This is a genomic window from Streptomyces sp. NPDC046866 (assembly GCF_040704625.1).
GTDB lineage: Bacteria > Actinomycetota > Actinomycetes > Streptomycetales > Streptomycetaceae > Streptomyces.
Genome location: NZ_JBEYXN010000009.1, coordinates 161,325 through 179,833, shown reverse-complemented (window position 1 = coordinate 179,833; position 18,509 = coordinate 161,325). Strand labels below are relative to the sequence as shown.

26 protein-coding genes are annotated in these 18,509 nt (G+C 68.7%); 25 read left to right on the top strand and 1 reads right to left on the bottom strand.

Annotation, left to right across the window (positions count from 1 at the left end; all coding sequences use genetic code 11):
* Window positions 1-24: 24 nt before the first annotated feature.
* From AB0953_RS16495 to AB0953_RS16390, 22 genes are all read left to right on the top strand, one after another.
* Window positions 25-567, top strand: coding sequence for a hypothetical protein (locus AB0953_RS16495; protein ID WP_366860147.1), 543 nt, complete (start codon window positions 25-27; stop codon window positions 565-567).
* A 55-nt stretch (window positions 568-622) separates the two neighbouring features.
* The gene (locus AB0953_RS16490) at window positions 623-1,567 is read left to right on the top strand and encodes a phage major capsid protein (RefSeq protein ID WP_366860146.1); all 945 of its coding nucleotides are present in this window, start codon (window positions 623-625) and stop codon (window positions 1,565-1,567) included.
* A 30-nt stretch (window positions 1,568-1,597) separates the two neighbouring features.
* Window positions 1,598-2,005 carry a hypothetical protein gene (locus tag AB0953_RS16485; protein ID WP_366860145.1) on the top strand — a complete coding sequence of 136 codons (408 nt, stop codon included), beginning with the start codon at window positions 1,598-1,600 and terminating at the stop codon, window positions 2,003-2,005.
* A gap of 14 nt (window positions 2,006-2,019) precedes the next feature.
* Window positions 2,020-2,253 (top strand): hypothetical protein, encoded by a 234-nt coding sequence (locus tag AB0953_RS16480; RefSeq protein WP_366860144.1) that lies wholly within the window; start codon window positions 2,020-2,022, stop codon window positions 2,251-2,253.
* A gap of 18 nt (window positions 2,254-2,271) precedes the next feature.
* Complete coding sequence (locus tag AB0953_RS16475) at window positions 2,272-2,844, top strand: hypothetical protein (RefSeq protein ID WP_366860143.1); 573 nt, start codon at window positions 2,272-2,274, stop codon at window positions 2,842-2,844.
* Window positions 2,841-3,248 carry a DUF6093 family protein gene (locus AB0953_RS16470; protein ID WP_366860142.1) on the top strand — a complete coding sequence of 136 codons (408 nt, stop codon included), beginning with the start codon at window positions 2,841-2,843 and terminating at the stop codon, window positions 3,246-3,248. Before AB0953_RS16475 ends, AB0953_RS16470 begins: the two co-directional genes overlap by 4 nt.
* Window positions 3,245-3,631, top strand: coding sequence for a hypothetical protein (locus AB0953_RS16465; RefSeq protein ID WP_366860141.1), 387 nt, complete (start codon window positions 3,245-3,247; stop codon window positions 3,629-3,631). Before AB0953_RS16470 ends, AB0953_RS16465 begins: the two co-directional genes overlap by 4 nt.
* Window positions 3,632-3,669: 38 nt before the next feature.
* Window positions 3,670-4,038, top strand: a complete 369-nt coding sequence (locus tag AB0953_RS16460; RefSeq protein ID WP_366860140.1) for a hypothetical protein — start codon at window positions 3,670-3,672, stop codon at window positions 4,036-4,038.
* Window positions 4,039-4,046: 8 nt separating this feature from the next.
* On the top strand, window positions 4,047-4,379 hold the full coding sequence (locus tag AB0953_RS16455) for a hypothetical protein (RefSeq protein WP_366860139.1): 333 nt from the start codon (window positions 4,047-4,049) through the stop codon (window positions 4,377-4,379).
* A 67-nt stretch (window positions 4,380-4,446) separates the two neighbouring features.
* Window positions 4,447-4,926, top strand: coding sequence for a hypothetical protein (locus AB0953_RS16450; RefSeq protein ID WP_366860138.1), 480 nt, complete (start codon window positions 4,447-4,449; stop codon window positions 4,924-4,926).
* Window positions 4,926-5,444 carry a hypothetical protein gene (locus AB0953_RS16445; protein ID WP_366860137.1) on the top strand — a complete coding sequence of 173 codons (519 nt, stop codon included), beginning with the start codon at window positions 4,926-4,928 and terminating at the stop codon, window positions 5,442-5,444. The genes AB0953_RS16450 and AB0953_RS16445 overlap by 1 nt, the downstream gene beginning before the upstream one ends.
* A 308-nt stretch (window positions 5,445-5,752) precedes the next feature.
* Window positions 5,753-9,343 (top strand): phage tail tape measure protein, encoded by a 3,591-nt coding sequence (locus AB0953_RS16440; RefSeq protein WP_366860136.1) that lies wholly within the window; start codon window positions 5,753-5,755, stop codon window positions 9,341-9,343.
* Window positions 9,344-9,429: 86 nt separating this feature from the next.
* A complete protein-coding gene (locus AB0953_RS16435) occupies window positions 9,430-10,224 on the top strand; it encodes a hypothetical protein (RefSeq protein ID WP_366860135.1) in 795 nt (264 codons plus the stop codon).
* Between the two features lie 9 nt (window positions 10,225-10,233).
* Window positions 10,234-11,289 carry a hypothetical protein gene (locus AB0953_RS16430; protein WP_366860134.1) on the top strand — a complete coding sequence of 352 codons (1,056 nt, stop codon included), beginning with the start codon at window positions 10,234-10,236 and terminating at the stop codon, window positions 11,287-11,289.
* A complete protein-coding gene (locus AB0953_RS16425; RefSeq protein ID WP_366860133.1) occupies window positions 11,289-12,371 on the top strand; it encodes a hypothetical protein in 1,083 nt (360 codons plus the stop codon). The genes AB0953_RS16430 and AB0953_RS16425 overlap by 1 nt, the downstream gene beginning before the upstream one ends.
* 59 nt (window positions 12,372-12,430) lie before the next feature.
* On the top strand, window positions 12,431-12,952 hold the full coding sequence (locus AB0953_RS16420; protein ID WP_366860132.1) for a hypothetical protein: 522 nt from the start codon (window positions 12,431-12,433) through the stop codon (window positions 12,950-12,952).
* A gap of 8 nt (window positions 12,953-12,960) precedes the next feature.
* Entirely contained in the window at window positions 12,961-13,293 is a 333-nt protein-coding gene (locus AB0953_RS16415) for a hypothetical protein (RefSeq protein WP_366860131.1), read from the top strand.
* 11 nt (window positions 13,294-13,304) lie between these two features.
* Window positions 13,305-13,922, top strand: coding sequence for an N-acetylmuramoyl-L-alanine amidase (locus AB0953_RS16410; RefSeq protein WP_366860130.1), 618 nt, complete (start codon window positions 13,305-13,307; stop codon window positions 13,920-13,922).
* Between the two features lie 3 nt (window positions 13,923-13,925).
* Entirely contained in the window at window positions 13,926-14,177 is a 252-nt protein-coding gene (locus AB0953_RS16405; RefSeq protein WP_366860129.1) for a hypothetical protein, read from the top strand.
* A 10-nt stretch (window positions 14,178-14,187) separates the two neighbouring features.
* Complete coding sequence (locus AB0953_RS16400; RefSeq protein ID WP_366860128.1) at window positions 14,188-14,544, top strand: hypothetical protein; 357 nt, start codon at window positions 14,188-14,190, stop codon at window positions 14,542-14,544.
* A 66-nt stretch (window positions 14,545-14,610) separates the two neighbouring features.
* Window positions 14,611-14,982, top strand: a complete 372-nt coding sequence (locus AB0953_RS16395; protein ID WP_366860127.1) for a hypothetical protein — start codon at window positions 14,611-14,613, stop codon at window positions 14,980-14,982.
* Window positions 14,979-15,338: a hypothetical protein gene (locus tag AB0953_RS16390; protein ID WP_366860126.1), complete on the top strand. Its 360-nt coding sequence runs from the start codon at window positions 14,979-14,981 to the stop codon at window positions 15,336-15,338. The genes AB0953_RS16395 and AB0953_RS16390 overlap by 4 nt, the downstream gene beginning before the upstream one ends.
* Before the next feature lie 124 nt (window positions 15,339-15,462).
* On the opposite strand, the gene AB0953_RS16385 is transcribed toward AB0953_RS16390, so the two are convergent.
* Window positions 15,463-15,942 (bottom strand): GIY-YIG nuclease family protein, encoded by a 480-nt coding sequence (locus tag AB0953_RS16385; protein ID WP_366860125.1) that lies wholly within the window; start codon window positions 15,940-15,942, stop codon window positions 15,463-15,465.
* Between the two features lie 301 nt (window positions 15,943-16,243).
* Here AB0953_RS16385 and AB0953_RS16380 point away from each other — a divergent pair, with 301 nt between their 5' ends.
* The 3 genes from AB0953_RS16380 to AB0953_RS16370 all read left to right on the top strand — a co-directional run bounded on the left by AB0953_RS16380 (window position 16,244) and on the right by AB0953_RS16370 (window position 18,269).
* Complete coding sequence (locus AB0953_RS16380) at window positions 16,244-16,777, top strand: DUF3560 domain-containing protein (protein ID WP_366860124.1); 534 nt, start codon at window positions 16,244-16,246, stop codon at window positions 16,775-16,777.
* Complete coding sequence (locus tag AB0953_RS16375) at window positions 16,774-17,172, top strand: hypothetical protein (protein ID WP_366860123.1); 399 nt, start codon at window positions 16,774-16,776, stop codon at window positions 17,170-17,172. The genes AB0953_RS16380 and AB0953_RS16375 overlap by 4 nt, the downstream gene beginning before the upstream one ends.
* Before the next feature lie 80 nt (window positions 17,173-17,252).
* Window positions 17,253-18,269: a hypothetical protein gene (locus AB0953_RS16370; RefSeq protein ID WP_366860122.1), complete on the top strand. Its 1,017-nt coding sequence runs from the start codon at window positions 17,253-17,255 to the stop codon at window positions 18,267-18,269.
* Window positions 18,270-18,509: the final 240 nt, after the last annotated feature.

Sequence of the window (18,509 nt, the reverse complement as noted above, 5' to 3'; positions counted from 1 at the left end):
GATCCCGCAACGGGAGACATCACTATGTCCGAAACCTCAGCAGAGCTGTCCGCGTCCGAGAGCGGCGCGCAGATCGCCCCTGTCGGCGAGCCCGAGGCCGAAGCGGACGCTCCGCTCGGGCCGGCTGGCGAGAAGGCCCTCGACCTGTGGAAGCAGCGAGCGAAGGAAGCCGAGAAGGCGAGCCGAGAGCAAGCGAAGCGTCTGCAGGCCCTCGAAGACCGCGACAAGACAGAGGTCCAGCGGGCCTCGGAGCGGGCCGAGGCAGCCGAGAAGCGCGCCGCCGCAATGGTCCAGCGCACCGTCCGAGCGGAGGTGCGGGCGCTCGCCGCGGCCACGTTCGCAGATCCCTCCGACGCGGCGGCGTTCCTCGACCCCAGCGAGTTCGTGGACGACGACGGCGACGTCGACACCAAGGCGGTCGAGAAGGCGCTCGCCGACCTTCTCAAGCGCAAGCCGCATCTCGCCAAGGAGGCGGCACCCCCGTCCTTCGACGGAGGCGCTCGGCGGACTGCGGACAAGCCTCCCTCCATGAATGACCTGATCCGTCAGAAGGCGGGTCTGGGCTGATCAAGCTCCGGCGCGGCACGGTCCGGCCGGCTTACCCAAGAACGGAGGCCGGACCATGGCCTACAACAACCTGACCTCCCGGACGGACGCCTCGGCGCTCATCCCCGAGGAGGTCTACAACGAGATGCTCGGGAAGGCGACGGAAGAGTCCGCCGTCCTGAACCTCTTCCGGAGGATCCCGGTCGGGCGGGCGCAGGTCCGCATCCCGATCCTCTCGGCGCTGCCGACCGCCTATTTCGTCACCGGCGACACGGGGCTGAAGCAGACCACCGAGGTCAACTGGACGAACAAGTACCTCAACGTCGAAGAGATCGCAACGATCATGCCGGTCCCCGACAACGTCGTCGCCGACGTCGACGCAGACATCTGGGACACGGCGATGCCGCTCCTCGTGGAGGCGTTCTACCGCACCCTCGACGCGGCGGTCTTCTTCGGCACCAACGCCCCGTCGTCGTGGCCGACCAACATCGCTGCCGCGGCAACTGCGGCAGGCAACGCCGTGACCGCCTCGTCCGCAGCGACCGCGGGCGCCTTCTTCGGCGACCTGGACAACGCCTACGAGAAGGTCGAGCTGGATGGCTACGAGGTCTCCGGTTTCGTCGGTGCCACCTCGGTGAAGTCCCGCCTGCGCAAGTCACGCGACAGCCAGGGCCGCAAGCTCGACGAGTCACGCGTCGCCGGCAACCTGACTTCCATCGACGGCCTCCCGATCATCTACCCGATGCGCGGGCTCTTCGGCACCAGCTCGGGCTCGCCGACCCTGTTCGCCGGAGACTTCTCGCAGTTCGTGGTGGGTGTCCGCCAGGACATCACCATGAAGGTCCTCGACCAGGCGGTCATCCAGGACAACACGGGCGCGATCGTCTACAACCTCGCGCAGCAGGACATGACGGCCATCCGCCTCACCTTCCGGGTCGGCTGGCAGGTCGCCAACACGATCAACAACGAGCAGCCGACCGAAGCGTCCCGCTACCCGGTCGCCCGCATCGACCTGCCGTAACCAACCCGCCAAGCAAGGAGAGGACACATCATGGCTGACACCGCCCCCTACGTGCGGGTCATCGAGGCGGACGTCCCCGCCGTCTCGACGGCCGGCAATGACGACGACAGTGTCGTCGGTCAGGCGCCCTTCGACTGCACCGTGACCAGCGTCGTCTACATCCCGGAAAGCGCCATCACCGGCGCTGACACCAACTCCCGCACCGTGTCCCTGGTCAACAAGGGCCAGGCCGGGTCCGGAACGACCACGGTCGCGTCGCTGGCGCTGACCAACGGGGTGAACGCCGCGGCGAACGACGACAAGGCGATCACCCTGTCCGGCACGGCCGCGAACCTGGTCCTCGCCGCCGGCGACACCCTGCAGTGGCGCAGCATCCACGTCGGCACGGGCATCGCCGACCCCGGCGGAATGATCCGCATCACCGTCTCCCGCAACTGAGGAAGGGAACCGTCATGGCTACCCGAAACGAAAAGCCCGCGGCGCCTTCAGACGCGGCGGCGGCCGACGTCCAGAAGGCCATGGAAAAGGCCGAGGACCGGGGCTTTCTGGGCGTGGAAGTCGACAGCACCCCGAACGAGCACTACACCGTGGCCGGAGTGCTGGCAGGCAAGCCCACGCCTGAAACGGACCCGGAGCACGCCCGAAAGATTCGGCAGCAGCTGGACGACGACGCGCGCGCCCGCTGACGAAGAGAGGCGGTCGCCGTGGCACTCACCGCATTCGCTACGGCGGCCGAGCTTGCCGCAGCGATACAGCAACCGGATCTGGATGCGACCACCGCGGACCTTGCGCTCGCCTCGGCTTCTGCGGTGATCCGGGCCTGGACCCGGCAGACCATCAGCCGCGTCACGGACGATGTGGTGACACTCAGGGCGATCGATCGTTGCGAGCTCGTACTACCGCAGCGGCCGGTCGTTTCGGTCTCGCAAGTGCGCGTGAACTCGCTGGTCCTGTCTGACTGGGTCCGGTCCGGTGACCGCCTGCTGCGCACCGGCGGATGGACCCACCTGCCCGGCACCACCACCTACCCGGATCCGGGATTGGTGGAGGTCACCTACACCCACGGCTGGGATGAGATACCGGACGAGGTACGGGCGGTGTGTCTGGACTTGGCCGCCATGACGGTCACCAACCCTGGCGGGCTCCGAGAAGTCGCCATCGACGATTACCGCCGGGTCTTCGCCTCAGAGACCCTCGGGGCCGGCACCCTCTCGGAGGCCCACAAGGCGATGCTCGGAGGGTATCGCCGCCGCATCGGAACGGTGGGACTGCGGTGAGCGGCGACCTCGAGGCGGCGCTCACCGCAGGTCGCGCGGCCGCCCTAGAGCTCATGCGCGAGACGGTCACCATCCTGGCCCCCTCCGAGCCTGACTTCGACTGGGACACCGGCACGGAGACCACAGCACCGATGGTCACGCTCTATTCGGGGCCGGCGCGAGTGAAACCGGACAGGGAGGCGAGCGGCCGGGAGGTCGACGCGGGCGAGACGAACGTCAGCCTCCACGGCTACCTCGTGTCCCTGCCGTGGTCCACATCCGGTACAAGGCCGCCGGTCGGGTCGCAGGTCCGTGTCGACTCCTCGCCGGAGGCGCGGATGGCCGGCCTGAGGCTCTGGGTGACTGGCGTCCGGTACGGCTCCACCGCCACGGCGTGGCGGATCACTGCGGAGGATCGCTCATGACGGCGGATGTCCGCGAGCTCGTGCAGCTCGCCACGGCGCTGCAGGCAAACGTCGCCGCAGCGCAGGAGCAGATGGCGGCCGTGGTCACCCGCGGCGCGCTGAACATCAAGAATGGCTGGCGGGACAACGCCCGGGCGTCCGCTGGCCGCCACGCCCGCCACTACCCCAATTCGATCAGCTACGACGTCACCCCGATCCCGGGAGGCGCCACGGCTGAGATCGGTCCCGACAAGGGGCGGTTGCAGGGACCTCTGGGCAACCTGCTGGAGTACGGGTCGTCCAAGAACCCGCCTCACAACGACGGCGGCCGCGCGCTTCTGGCCGAAGAGCCGCAGTTCGTGCTGCACGTCGCTGAAATCTCCCAGCGGCTGGGGACCCTGTAGTGGCGGCCCCCGACATCAAGCCACACGTAGATGCGGTCATGGCGGCCTTGGTCGCGGCGGGCCTGGCCGTGGGGGATGGCGGAGCCCCTCCTGCGCCCTCGATCCCGGCAACAGGGATCTACGCTGCGGTCTTCTTCGACCCCGGTCGCTCAATCGGCGAGTCCCTAGCCGACCAGCGCACGGACTTCGATCTCTCTTTCCAAGTGACCGTGGTCGGACCCACCGCCGAGAAGGTGCGTTGGGGCGGTCAGCGCGTCCGCGCTGCGCTCCACGCGCCCCTCGCCGTGGCAGGCCGGACCGCATGGCGTCCCGAGGAATTGGGCGGGCCGCCGATCCAGCGCGACGACGACGTGTCTCCGCCGCTGTACTACCTGCCGGTGCAGTACCGGCTTCAGTCCACCTCTTAGGAGTGATCATGGCGCTTCTCGCGCAGCAGGTCGTCGCTATGACCGGCCTGACGCCCACCTACTCGGCAGCCGCCGCCAGCACGACCGTCACCTGCGGGGAGCGCAGTTTCCTGCACGTGAAGAACACCAACGGCTCGTCCATGACGGTCACGATCACAGCGACTGGGCGGCTCCGCGGCCAGCTGGCAGCCGACCTCGTCGTGACCGTGCCGGCCACCACCGGCGACAAGATGATCGGCCCTCTTCCCGCAGAGCTCTTCGCCTCGACCGCGGACGGCGTCAGCGCCTCGATCACCTACTCGAGCACCACCGGAGTCACCGTCGCCAACATCGTCATCTGACGGCCCCCACCCCGCCACGACGCCCCGCCCGACCGGGGCCTTTTTCATGCCCTGAGGAGGGCCCGCCATGTCTGACCTGATCAGCGACGGCAAGACCAAGGTGGTCTGGGCGTCGAGCATCGCCAACCTTGCCGCGCCGACCACGACCGAGCTGAACGCCGGCAGCGACTTCACCACCCGCATCACGCCCGACGGCCTCAAGCTGGACCCGAGCACCGCGGACGTCGACACCAGCTCCCTCGCCTCGACCTTCGACACCAAGACCGTCGGCCGCATCGGCTTCGACGTCGAGGTCACCTTCAAGCGCGGCACGACCGCCGGCGAAGACCTGCCGTACACCACCCTCAAGTACGGCGTCAGCGGCTACCTCGTCGTGCGCCGCGGCATCGACTACGCCACCGCGTGGGCGTCGGGCCAGAAGTGCGAGGTGTACCCGATCACCTGCGGCGAGCCGCAGAACTCCAGCCCGGCCGCGAATGAGGTCATGAAGTTCGCCTCGCCGATGATGGTGACCTCCTCCCCGCAGACCGCGGCGACGGTGGCCTGATGCCCGACATCTCCGAGATCCTCAAGAGGGCCAAGCGCCGCCAGAAGGCCGTCTTCCTGTGCCTGGCCGGCGACAAGCTCGCCGAGCTGGAACGCCTTGAGAAGGAGCTCTCGGGCCTCGGGGACGCCTGGGCGCCGGGCAGTCTCGCCGAGACGGACCCGAGGAAGAAGCTCGCCGAGAGGGTCGCGGCGGCCCGCAAGGCGGTCCGTGAGTCCGAGACGGAGTTCCGCTTCGAGGCCCTCGGCGACAGGGCCTGGTCGGACCTGATCGCGGCCCACCCGCCGAAGGAGAAGGGACAGGCCTTCGACCCCGAGACGTTCGCGCCGGCCCTGATCGCCGCGTGCGCGGTCGACCCGGTGATGAGTGTGGACCAGGTCAAGGAGCTGTTCGACGTCCTCAATCACGCCCAGCGTGACGCGCTGTGGCAGGGCGCTTTCGACGTCAACACGGAGGCCACTGGGATCCCTTTCTCGTTGACCGCCTCCGGGATCCTGGACTCCCTCACAGGCGAGAAGTAGAGACTGCTCGCGCTTGGGGTGTGCCGCGTTCGGTGTTCATGGGGCGGGCAGTGGCCCCTGGTGAGCCACTATGGCTCGACGAAGACCGGGCCTGGGCTCTGGCGTTGGCGGAGGTCGAGCGGGACTCCTGCCCCGACTGCGGCCACCCATGGTCAGAGGCGTCCGCCCCTGAGGCCGAGTACCAGTACGACGTCGCCTTCCTGCGTTGCCACGCCTGCGCGGCAGGAGCGCGCGAGTCGGCCGCATTCCAGAAGGGCAACGGCGCTCCCGAGGGGCTGCACGTCAGTATCACGAGACGGGGGTAGCAGGTGGCTGATCGCACTGTGCGGGTCGTGCTGACAGGCTCGGCCACCCCCTTCATCAGCGCCACCCAGCAGGCGGCGCGAGCATCTCAGGCCGCGGCTCGACAGATCCAGACGTCGATGCAGGCGGCCACGACCAACTCGTCCGCCGCCCTTCAGGGCATGGCGCGTGCCGCCGCAGCGCAGGGAGCGGCAGCGGCGTCCAGCCTGAACCGCACCGCGGGTGTCACCCAGGCGCAGATGCAGCGCCTGGGTGCCCAGGGCGCGGCGGCCATGAACGGCGTGGGGTCAAGCGCCGCTCGGGCGGCGGCCAGCATCAGCTCGGTGAACCGCGCTTCCGGGCTTACGAACTCCCAGCTCACACGCGTGGGGACCAGCGGGGCCGCATCCGTGAACCGGATGTCCGCATCGCTGGGTCAGCTCGCCACGACCATGGGCGCCGTCAACCAGTCGACAGCCGCAACCGCCACACAGCTGTCTCGCCTGGGCTCGGGCGGAGCTGCGGCGGTCAACTCGCTCTCCGCATCTATGGGCACGGTGTCGCCGGCAGCACTGCGCGCTGCAGGAGAGGTGCGTCGCATCGGAACCGCTGCCGCGGACGCGGCAGCGGACACCGTCCGGCAGTTCACCGGGGCCGGCGGGGCCGTTACCCGGGTGTCTGCCGCAGCCCGCGCTGCAGCGGCAGCCGATGCAGGGCGACTGGCCTCGGCCTGGAGCGCGGCAGCCACAGCCATCGGCGGCGGCATGCGTTTCGCTGCCGTCACGGTCGGCCAGGCCATGCTCAACGTCGCCAACACGTCAGAGAAGACCCTGAAGGCGGCCCGCATCGCCTCCCTGGGCCTGGTGGCAGCATTTGCGGCGGCCACTGTTGCCGCCGCCCGCTTCGACAAGGCGATGGCAGAAGTCCGAGCCGTCACGGGTGGATCCGCGGACGAAATGAAGGCGCTGTCTGCCGCTGCCCTGGAGTCCGCGCAGGCGACCGTCTACTCGGCTACACAGGCAGCGAAGGCTGAGGCTGAGCTGGCCCGCGCCGGTATCGCCACCGCTGACATCGTCGGTGGCGCCCTCCGAGGTTCACTGGACTTGGCCGCCTCCGGTCAGCTCGACCTCGGCGAGTCTGCCGTCATTGCCGCGCAGGCCATGAACGCCTTCAAGCTAGCCGGCCGGGACGTCCCGCACATCGCGGACGTCATCTCGGCGGGCGCCGGCAAGAGCGCCACGAACGTCCACGCGATGGGCCTCGCTTTCCGGCAGGCCGCCCTGCTGTCGTCGCAGACGGGGCTCTCCCTCGAGGAAACTGTCGGCACGCTGTCGCTTTTCGCGCAGAACGCGCTGGTCGGCTCCGACGCCGGTACTTCGCTGAAGGTGATGCTGCAGCGGCTGGTCCCGCAGTCGAAGGAAGCCGCGAACACCATGGAAGCGGTCGGCTTCTCCGCCTACGACGCCCAGGGAAACTTCATCGGTCTCTCGGCATTGGCCGACAACATGAAGACCAGCTTCTCCAAGCTCACACCCGAGGCCCGCAACGCGGCCATGGCGACGATCTTCGGTTCGGACGCCGTGCGTGCGGCAACGATCCTGTACGAGGCCGGCAGCAAGGGTGTCAACGAGTGGGTCAAGGCGGTCGACGACAGCGGTTACGCCACCCGCGTCGCAAGCACCATGACCGACAACCTCTCCGGTGACCTCCAGCGCCTCAAGGGAGCTCTCGAGGTGGCCCTTATCGGGTCGGGGTCGTCCGCGAATAAGGTCCTTCGCGAGATGGCCCAGGCTCTGCGGGACGCCGTGAACTGGTACAACGGGCTGTCGCCGGCGGTCCAGTCCAGTGTCACCATGCTTACCGGCTTCGTGGGGATCGTCGGCTTCGTGGGCACGAGCCTGCTGCTGATGCTGCCGCGCATCATGGCGGTCCGAACCGAGCTGGTCGCCCTCGGAGTGACAGCAGCGCGGGTGCGGGGGGCCATGCTTGGCCTGGGCGGCCTGGCCGTCATTCTGGGCACGCTCGGTGCGATCTCTGTGGGAATCAGCAAGCTCACCGACCGATTCCGTGAGGCACCGCCCGAGATCAACAAGCTGGCCGAGTCCCTGGTCGACTTTGCCCAGCAGGGCAGGGTCTCGGGTGAGATGGCCCGCGTCTTCGGTAAGGATCTCGACAAGGTCGGCGAAGCCGTCGCGCGCATTGCCCACCCTGGCGCTCTCGACAGAATCGAGGACTTCTTCTCGACCTTCGACCCGAACGCAGATGCCGGTCCGAGCCTCGAGGCCGCACGGGAGAAGATCAAGGGACTCGACGAGGCCCTCGCTGGCCTCGTATCCGGCGGCTCGACGGAAGAAGCCGCCGCGAACTTCCGGCGGCTGGCGGCCGAGGCAGAGAAGCACGGAACCTCTGCCGAGAAGCTCATGACCCTGCTCCCTCGGTACGACAGTGCCCTGGCCGCGAATTCCACGCAGTCCAAGCTGGCCGCCGGGTCACAGAAGGAACTGGCCGACGCGACGGGAATGACGGCCGACCAGATCAAGGACACCCGCACCGAGGCCGAAAAGCTGAAGGACGCCTTGGGGGCCTTGAACGGAGTCGCGATCAGCTCGGCCGAGAAGGAGATCGCCTTCCGGTCGAGTCTCCAGGAGATGTCGGAGACGGTGAAGGAGGCCGGCCACTCTCTCGACATCACCTCGGAGAACGGCCGCAAGGTCAAGAGTGCATTCCTGGACGCGGCGCAGGCCGCCATGGCGCACGCTCAGGCAGTCAGCGAGCAAAAGGGCTCGGTGCAGGAAGGCAACGCCGTCCTCGAGCAGGACATTGCTGTTCTGAAGCGACACATGCTCCAGCTCGGGTTTTCCACGTCCGCGGTCGAGGAGCTGATCGGCGCCTACGCCCGCGTGCCAGCCCAGGTCGTCACGGACATCAAGGCCCAGACAGCTCAAGCGGTCGCGGACCTGCAGAACGTCCAGGGCGAGATCCGCAGGACCAACGGCAAAGAGATCACCATTGCCGCTCTCACTGCCCAGGCCGAACAGAACCTGAAGGATCTGGGCTTCTCCGTGAAGCGGCTCCCTGACGGGCACGTCACCGTGTACATCCCGACGGGGCCGCCCAGTGCGGCGGTCGAGACCATCCAGGCCCGGATCAACTCGATTCAGGGCCGGACGATCGGTGTCGGCGTCTACCTGCGGGCAACCGCCTCTGACCAGGACGCCAACGGCATTCCGGACTTGATTCAGGCACGCCGCGACGGCGGCCTCGTCGGGTACGCCAGCGGCGGCGCGATCCGCGGGTACCCGACCGGCGGCGCCGTCCGTGGCCCCGGGTCGGGCACCTCGGACAGCATCCTCGCCCGGATCAGCAACGGCGAGTACGTCATCCGAGCTGCCAGTGTGCGCCAGTACGGCGTCGGACTACTCGACCAGTTGAACGCCGGCCGGCTCAAGCCAGCCTCAGGTTACGCCGCAAGCCCGGCGGCCCGGTTCAGCTCCAGCGCCTCGGCGGCCCCGGCCCAGCAGGTCACCAAGCACTACACGATCAACCTGTACGGGGCGAAGCAGTCCAGCGCTGAGCAGGCGAAGGAAATCCAGCGGCATCTCGAGTTCACGCAGTGAGAGGCAGGTGACCGCCCGTGCCGTACATTCCCGGCGCGTCCCTCGGGGGCAGGAGAGCCGACCTCGGCTCCCTCACCCTAGGGGCTGTGGATGCGGCCGGCGTCGCCTGGCATCTCCAGGGGCTCGACGGCTGGGACGGGTCCGACCTGCGAGCCGAGTACACGCCGCGAGAGGCCGACCACGGAGCCTGGGGGGCGCCGGTCTACCTAAGCCAGAGACCCATTGCCCTCAAGGGAAAGATCGAGGCTCCCGGCCTCGCCTCTCTCGACACGGCGATGGAGCAGCTGATAGCGGCGGTGGCCCTCACGGACACCACCCTCACTGTGTACGAGACGATCCCCAAGCAGGCGACGGTCCGCCGTTCGGGGGCGACTCTGATACAACCGCTCACCGATCGGATCGCGGAGTACTCCCTGCTCGTCACCGCGGCGGACCCGCGCCGGTACAGCACCACTTTGCTGTCTCAGTCGACAGCGCTGCCCAGCGTGACTGGCGGCCTGACGCTGCCGGTAACGCTGCCGGTCGCCATCTCGGCAACCACGGTCGCCGGGTCGATCACGCTCACCAACGCTGGGTCGATGGCAACCCGACCGACTCTGACGATCACAGGCCCCGTCGTCACGCCGACGATCGTGGCCGCCTTGCCTGGCGGCTCCGTGACGCAGATCGCCTACGGCGCCACCCTGCAGGTGGGTGACGTGCTGGTCATCGACAGTGCCGCCCGGACCGTCATCCTCAATGGCACCGCCTCGCGGCGCCTGTACTTCTCCGGTACATGGCCGGAGATCCCGGCGAACTCGAGCGTCACGTACTCATGGTCCTCGCCCGTCTACGACCCATCCGCGCTGCTGACCGGCACCTGCCGCTCCGCCTGGCTGTGAGGAGGCCGCATGGTCGCCACCGATCCGCTCTGGCTCCCGTCGCTCTCCTACGACGAGACCGAACTCCGCAAGATGGACAGTGCGCTGGTGATGGCCGACGGCACCGCGCTCGGCTCGCGCGCTGGCATCCGTCCAGGAGATCCCGGCCTGGCGGTCAGCCTGTCTGGGACTACCGTCAACGTCACAGCGGGCACGGCGACCTGCTACCGCTCGACGCAGGGCGTGTACCGGGCCCAGCTCGCAGCGACGTCACCAGGAACGCTCGCTGCAGCCAATGCCTCCTTTTCGCGGATCGATCTGGTGTACCTGCGGATATGGGACACGTCGGTGGACTCCAGTGGCCTCCTCAAGGCCGACACGGTCTATCTCGCCGGCACTGCTTCCGCATCCCCGGTCGCTCCGACGCCAGGCGCCACCGAGATCTACATCCCGCTCGCCACGATCACCGTGCCGTCTACCGGTGGCGGCGGTACGGGCGCGGCCACCGTGTCCAGCGCGGTCCGTCAACTTACTGTTGCCCCAGGCGGGATCCTGCCGGTCTCCTCAGCCACGGACATCGCTGCGTCCGGCCTGTACGCCGGGCAGGTCCGTTACAACACGGTGTCCGCCGGCCTGGAGATCTGGACCGGCTCGGCGTGGCAGGCGCAGGGCGTTTGGACGTCGTTCACGCCGACGTGGACGGCGAGTACGACCAACCCGACGCTCGGCAACGGCACGCTGGTATCGCGCTGGTGTCGCAACGGCCGCTTGATCAACTGGATGGGAACGCTCACCCTCGGCTCCACCAGCAACGGCGGTACGGGGTTGTGGCGGATGTCGGTGCCGGTCACGGCGGCGTCCGGGGGCAGCATGCCCACGTGGCGCGGGGTCTTCTCATACGTGAAGCCCGGTGATAACGACTACATCGGGCAGTGCTTTCTCGCCCCCGGCGGCACTGCGATCGACTTCGTCGTAAAGTCGGGGGCGAACTCGTCGTCCACGCAGAACGTCAGCAATACGGCACCTGTCGCGGCGGCTAACGGGAACATCATCACCTGGTCGCTCACGTATGAGGCCGCCAGCTGATGAACGCAGTTGAGATCACCTGGCTGGCGTGCGATCTGCGGACCGGCCGGATCGCCGAGGAGCTGCCAGCGCTGAGGGCCACGGGGCCGCTGTCTCGGCGGATCGGCTCGGTCACCAACACCAGCCTGTCGCTCGACCTGGTGGGGGCGCCGCTGGAGTGGGAGGCGGCGACCGACCCGGCACGCACACTCCTCGTCGCCGTCGATACGGCCACCGCGGTCCCGCTGTGGTCCGGGATCCCGCTGCCGCGCGTCGGCGGCTCGGCCAACGCCGTGACCTTCACCGCGGCCTCCTCCGAGTGCTACCTAGACCGCCGGTACGCCGCCTACAGCGGCACCGGTGTCGACCGATCCACCGTCATGGCCGGCGTGGCCGCGCCGCTGCTCACCGACGGGCCGCCATTCGTCATCGACGACCTGCCCACCGGCAGCACCATGGACTACACGGTCACCGACGAGGACGACAAGACGATCCTTTCCGTCCTGCAGGAGCTCGACGGACAGGACGGCGCGCCGGAATGGACCATCGACACGGTCTGGGCGGACACGGCCCAAACCAGCGTCGAGCTGATCCTGCGTATCCACCCCGCGATCGGCATTCAGCCCGACATCCCGGCCACCGTCTTCGACATGCCGGGGTGCGTCGCCGACTACACCCTGACCGAGTCCTACGAGCGTGGCCGCGGCGCCACGCAGGTCATCGCCCGCGGGGACACCCAGGGCGGCGGCCGCACATCCAGCGCCGTCCACACGGCCGATGACCTGCTCGCCGCCGGCTGGTGCCTGTGGGAGTACCGCTACAACCCCGGCGCCGGCGTCACCGACACCGGCCAGCTCGACGCCCACGCCGCCCAAAGCCTCGCCCTCATGCGCACCGGATCCCGGGCCTGGACCCTGCAGGCCGCAGCATCCGCGGCGCCGCGCCTCGGTACGGACTGGGGACTCGGGGACACCATCACCCTCGCCGTCGCCCCCGACACATCGCCGCGCCACCCGGCCGGCGTCCTCGTCACTGCCCGCGCCTGGGGCTGGGACCTCGACGCCGGCGCCGACAAGCTGACGCCGATCCTCCTGGAGGACTGATGCGCCGCCAGGATCACTTCCCCTCCCAACCATCCGACCTCGGGAGGACCCTCGCAGGCGTGCGCCGAGAGCTGGCCGAAAGGGCCGCCAACCTCATCCCATGGCTGCGGCGGTCGGACGGGACCGCAGCAGCCCGCCTCGGCAGCACGTGGGCGTGGTACGACTTGGCCGGCAGCGAGATCCTCAGCGAGGACACCTCTACATGGGGCCTGCGGCGGCCGTGGCTGCCGATCCCCATGGCGGCCACCGCCCTGACCTTCACCGCGGGCACCTGGACGACGATGTACCGCGGCACCTGGCAGGTGCAGAACCCGGTGATCTTCGCCGAGTACTCGGTGGCCGCGCCGGCCAGCACCGTCGCTCAGGCCCGCCTCGTCCTCGACGTCGGCGGCACCGTCACCCAACTCGGTTCGACCACCACAGCAAGCGGCACCGAGGTCGCCGCCAGTTTTACCGTCGACCCCATCGAGCACGGCCTCGCCCACGGTGACGCCGGCTCCCTCTATATCCAGGTCCAGCGGACGTCAGGCGCCGGCACCTGCACCGTGTCCTGCTTCGGCCTGTGGTCCCGCTCATCCTGAGGAGCACCGTGGACATCGATCCGAATCAGCCCTGGGGTATCGCCCTGGACTACGTCGGCCGCGCACGCCAACCCGTGCAGGAACAGGGGTTCAGCGTCGATGTCTGGGTGGCCGACGCGTCACCCGGCCAGCGCGACACCCCCACCGTCAGCGCCCAGATCGTCGTCCTGGACCCGAACGACTGGACCGCCTACCAGCTCGGCATGGTCTCAAAACAGGCCTACTCCGCGGGCACATGGGCCCCCAACCCAAACGTCGTCCAGCAGGCGGTCGCCGAGTGCGTTCAGCAGGCCCTCGATCACCTCGACTGGCTGGCCAGCCTGAGGCCGCAGAACCCCTGAGAGGAGGCCTCATGGCCTGGTATCCCGGAGCCACCAAGATGGAGCTCCAACCGGAAAGCGACGCGCAGCCTGCGATCGACCCGACCCAGTTCATCCTGCACAGCATCGCCGCCCCGTGGGACCCGCAGCGGCTCTACGAGTACTGGGAGACTACCAACCTCGAGTCCCATTTCGGGCTCGGGTACTCGGGCCCGCCCGCCCAGTACATCGGCACCCAGACCAGGGCTGACGCCAACTACCTGGCCAATCGGCGGCCGGACGGCACGGGCGCGGTGTCCATCGAGACGGCGTCCAATGACGACCACAGCGACCCCTGGACCGACTCCCAGGTTGAGGAGCTCATCAAGCTCGGCGTGTGGCTCCACCAGCGCCACGGCATCCCGCTCCGGATCTGCCGCACCGCCTCCGACCCTGGCTACGGCTACCACCGGCTCCACGCCGCCTGGGCAGTCGGCGGCACTGATTGCCCAGGCGACGCCAGGGTGGCGCAGTTCAGGAGCGTGATCTTCCCCGCGATCGTCGCCCGCGCAACCGGCGCCCAGCCTCCGGCGCCCACCATCCCGCCCGTACCCACCCCCGCCCCCAGTCGGCGCCGCCGGCCGGGCGCCTACCGAGCGATCGGAGTCTGACCCATGACCACGCCTCCCACCAACCCGCCCGCGCCGGCCCGCACCAAGCCCGAGGGGATCATCCTCGTCAAGGGGCAGCCCGAGCAGGGCGACGGCAAGGCCGTCTTCGGCATCTGGCCGTCCGGCTACTGCCGCCGCATCACCGCCGCCGAGTACACCCTGTGGGGCTTCCCCGAGATCGACTACTGGATCCCGGCGAACCGCGACGACGAGTACAACCAGCTCCACGCTTACGACGCCGCCCTCAGGGGCTGAAGGGACTGACATGAAGCTCTTCGGAAGAGAGCCGGCGCTCTGGCTCGGCCTCGTCGCCATCGTTGTGAAGCTGCTCGCCGCCTTCGGCCTCGACGTGTCAGCCGAGCAGCAGGCCGTCATCAACGCGGTCGCTGCGGCTGCCGTCGGCCTGGTCCTGGCGGTGATGGCGCACGACGCGATCGGCGCCGCCGTCCTCGGTTTCGCTCAGGCCGTCCTCGCGCTGGCCGTCGGCTTCGGCCTGGACTGGTCCGCTGAGCAGCAGGCTGTCGTCCTCGCCGCGGCGTCTGCGGTCGTCGCGATGTGGGACCGGACGCAGATCACCGCACCGGTCCCCGCGAGGGCGCCGCTGCCCGTCCGGAGCGTGTAGATGTGGTGCCGTGCGGTCCGGCGGTGCCGCGCACTGCTGGGCCGCCGCGGCGCCTTTCTCCTGATCTTGGGTGTCGGCAAGACCTGCTGGGGGGTCGGCTTCCTCACCAACCCGCCCAGCACCCAGGGCCTCGGGCTCCTGACGCACTGGTATCCCATACAAGCCTGGGCTTGGCTATGGATCGTTGCCGGGCTCATCACCACCGCCTCCGCGTTCCTCAGAGTAGGACGCGACGGGGCGGGATTCGTCGCCGCACTGGTACCGCCGGCCGTGTGGGCGATCGCATACCTCGCCGCTGTCATCAGCGGCGACTTCTCCCGCGGCGCATGGGTCGCCGTCTGGTACCTGACCTCCCACGTGGGGGTGATCCTGTGGGCCAGCACGGTGCCGGAGTATGAAGTGCCAGAGTGCTCGGCCCAGAAAGCTGAGGGCGGATGAGCATCTGGTCAGGAGTCGTCGCGGCGATCGGCGCGCTGGGCGTCATCGTTGCCGGCGTGTTCGCGGCAAGAGCGACGAAGGCGGCGGCAGAGGCAACGGCCGAGGCGACGAGGGCCGCGGCGTTCGTCACCGCGGCGCCAGCAATGCGGGCCGAGGACTTGCGAATCCTCGAGGTGACGGTGAAACGAGTCGACGAGGAGAACGGGTCGCTCCGTGGCCGGCTCCATCGACTCGAGGTTCTCGTCCGCGCGTTCTCCTCGTATGTGGGACAGCTGACCGGGCAGATGCGATCCCACGGGATAGAGCCGCCGGCGCCGCCTGACGCGGTCGACGAGTACAACCGAACTGGAGTGTGAGCCGCCCCACCGCCGCCGCGGTGGGGCGCTTTGTTGTGCCCGAAGGTGCTGGCCCGCGATAACCCCCACGTACCGCCGCCCGGTTGGGGAACCGCACCTTGGATAAGATGCCATATCGGCAGTGTCATTTGGGGGTATTGTCCGACTCTTCAAAGGGTCGCGATTCGCCGCCGGCCGCCCCTCGCTCGCGCCGCCGCCGGTTCACGTACCGATGCAGGTTCCCAAGGATCACGTCGGTCAGCGGGCGGCCCTCTGCGGCAGCCTCTACCTTCGCCGCCTCCCACAGGTCGTCCGCGACCCGAATGTTGCGCTTCGGCGTGCGCCCGGTGGCTGGGCGTCCGGACCCCACAGGGGCGAACTTGCCATCCTCATTCGGCTGGATGACGTTCCACCGAGGCCGCTCCGCCCGAATGGCGATGGCTTCAGCTCGGGCCGCTGCCGGGCGCCCCTCGTGCCACTCAACCGTCCTGTTCGCCACGTCGACCCACCAAGCCTTCTGGCGCGCGTGGTACGACCAGCGAGTCGCAGTGTCGTTGGTGATGCCCACATAGAGAAGCTCCCCATCCGCGGCGAAAAGGCGGTAAAGGGCGGTGCGCTCAGTCACGGCTAGCTCCGCCCCGCTCTCGACTCTTCTTCCTCACCCAGTCATGCACAGCCTCAACGAGGGCCTCTGACGTCTTGCGCCCCTCAGCCGCGGCGATCCGCTCCAGCTCGGCCCAGAGTGCCGGCGGCGGCCGGAAGCTCTTGACCGGCGTCTGACCTGTTGCTGGCCTGCCCACCATGACCCCTCCCTCGATTGCTGTCATACAGAAATTAGCATCCACCTGCTTTGACCGGTTGACAAGGGGCAGCGGACGGAGCATTCTTGTAATACAGAAACCGCCTGCATGCAGGAGGAATGCACCATGGATGCAGACCGAAGCCGCAAAGCGGCGGACGCAGCCCAGCGGAAGGCAGACAAGCTGACGGCCGAGGCGGAACAGCGCTCCAAGCGAGCGTCCGACATGTACGGCCGATTCGCTGGCGGTCAACCGCTTCTCCCTGGCCACCATTCGTACCGCAGCGCCCGCCGGGCCAAGACCCGGGCAGACGCCGCCTCCGACCGAGCCCTCGACTCCTACATAGCGGCCGAGCGTGCTCAGGCGAAGGCGAAGTGGGCAAAGGCGGACGCTGAAGCGCGGACCGAAATCGCCGACACCATCGCAACCCAGTCCCGCCCGTGGGGACCCGCCGACTTCCAAGTCGGCGACACCGTCACCGTTCGCACCTTCGAAACGTCTACCAGCACCTACCGAGTCAAGCGGGTCAACAAGAAGACCCTCACCTTCGACGGAGGAGGTGGCGGCTGGGACGACCCCAAGCGCGAGTACGGCCGCGTCCTGTCCCGAACTCGGGACGGCGTCACCATCACCAACCCCGCAGACGGAGATGCCGCATGATCCGCGAAGATCGGTTCCTCATCAGCCGGAAGCCTTACGCCGTCGATCTCGGCAGCCTGCACGGCAGTCGGATGGAGACTCCTCAGGGGCGCAACGACTACTACTTTGACGGCCGGATCGGGGCCGTATGGTTCCGCCGCCGCAACGGCATGACCGTCGCCTGCATCGGCGAGCTATGGGATCTCCAGTACCCCGAGCCTGCCTCGGCGCGCGCATTCCTCGAGCAACACGAGGACGGCCGCTACGGCGGCGACTGTCAGGGACGTTGGGACGGCGTCGGTTACTGGGGTGCCGAACGGCCCGAGATCGTCGCCCAGCACCTTGCAGTGCTCCAGCCGATGCTTGCCAACTACCCAGCTCTCCCGCCCGGCTATGACGGCTGGTGGCGGTTCTGAGACTGCCCTACGCGAACGGTGCCCCGGCTGAAGGAAGCAGCCGGGGCACCGCCCGTACCGTACCCCGATTTGGAGACCACGTGACCGACCTCGTCCCACTCCAGCCCGGCACCAGCCCGGCCGCCTACGACCCGGCGACCCTCGCCGTCCTCGCCGCGATGGAGCAGGCTGCCGAGGAGCACCTCGACCGGATCCGCCCCCACAATACGAAGCGCGGGTACCAGAACGACTGGGCTCTGTGGCGGGAATTCCACCGCTGGCTCGCCGAACGCACCGGCCACGAACTGCCGCTGACCGCCGTCACCAAGGGGACGCTCGTCGGGTTCGTCGTCTGGCTCGACACGGTCAAGCTCGCCGCGCCCAACAGCATCGACCGGCGCATCACCGGCGTCACCGTCACCGCTCGAGCCCAGGGCGCCGAGGTCCCGAAGGCCGCGACCGAAGCCGCACGCCAAGCCCTCAAGCCGCTCAAGCTCGACCCCGACCGGATGGCCCGCGGCCGAGGCAAGGCAGCAGCAGCCACCCTCCAGCAGCTCCAGCAGATGGCCGCCGCCGCACCTGCCAGCCTCACCGGCATCCGCGACCGCGCGCTCTGGCTCATGGCGTTCGGCATCGCTGGCCGCTCCGCCGAGGTTGCTGCTCTCCGCGCCGACGGCATCACCCTCGTCAGCGAAGGCCTCGACGTACAGGTCCCGTCGGTCAAAGGCCTCCCCGGCCGCAAGGTCCGGGTCGCCTACGGCGCCAACCCGGACACCTGCCCCGTCCGCGCCTGGCTCACCTGGCGAGCAGCCGCGGGCATCACCAGCGGGCCGGCCTTCCTGCCCATCGATGTCCACGGGCAGCTCGGCACCACGGCCCTGTCCGCCAGCGGCTGCCGCGAGATCATCGCCCGCAGCGCCGAGCGAGCAGGGATCGCCGTCCGCCTTACCGGACACAGCATGCGGTCCGGGTTCATCACCGCCGCCCGCAAGGCCGGCAAACGAGAAGAGAAGATTCGGGCCCAGTCCGGGCACGCCGCCAACTCGCCAGTGTTCTGGGGCTACATCCAGGAGGCTGACGCCTGGACCGAGGCTGCGTCCGAGGGCATCGGGCTCTGACTAGGACTTAAGGGAACGTTATGCGCTAGAGCCCCCGCCTTCGGGCAGGGGCTCTGTGTGTTTCACGAGGCCCCTCGACCCGGAAACGCCTGAGCGCCCACCCCCTCAGGGGATGGGCGCTCAGAGGGTCCGCCTCGCCTTGATGAAGCCCCGGCGGACCCAACTTCGCCCACAGAGGCGATGCGGGGCACGTTACGCCCCCGGCGATCCCAGCCGCAAGCAGAACCCGGAACCCTCATT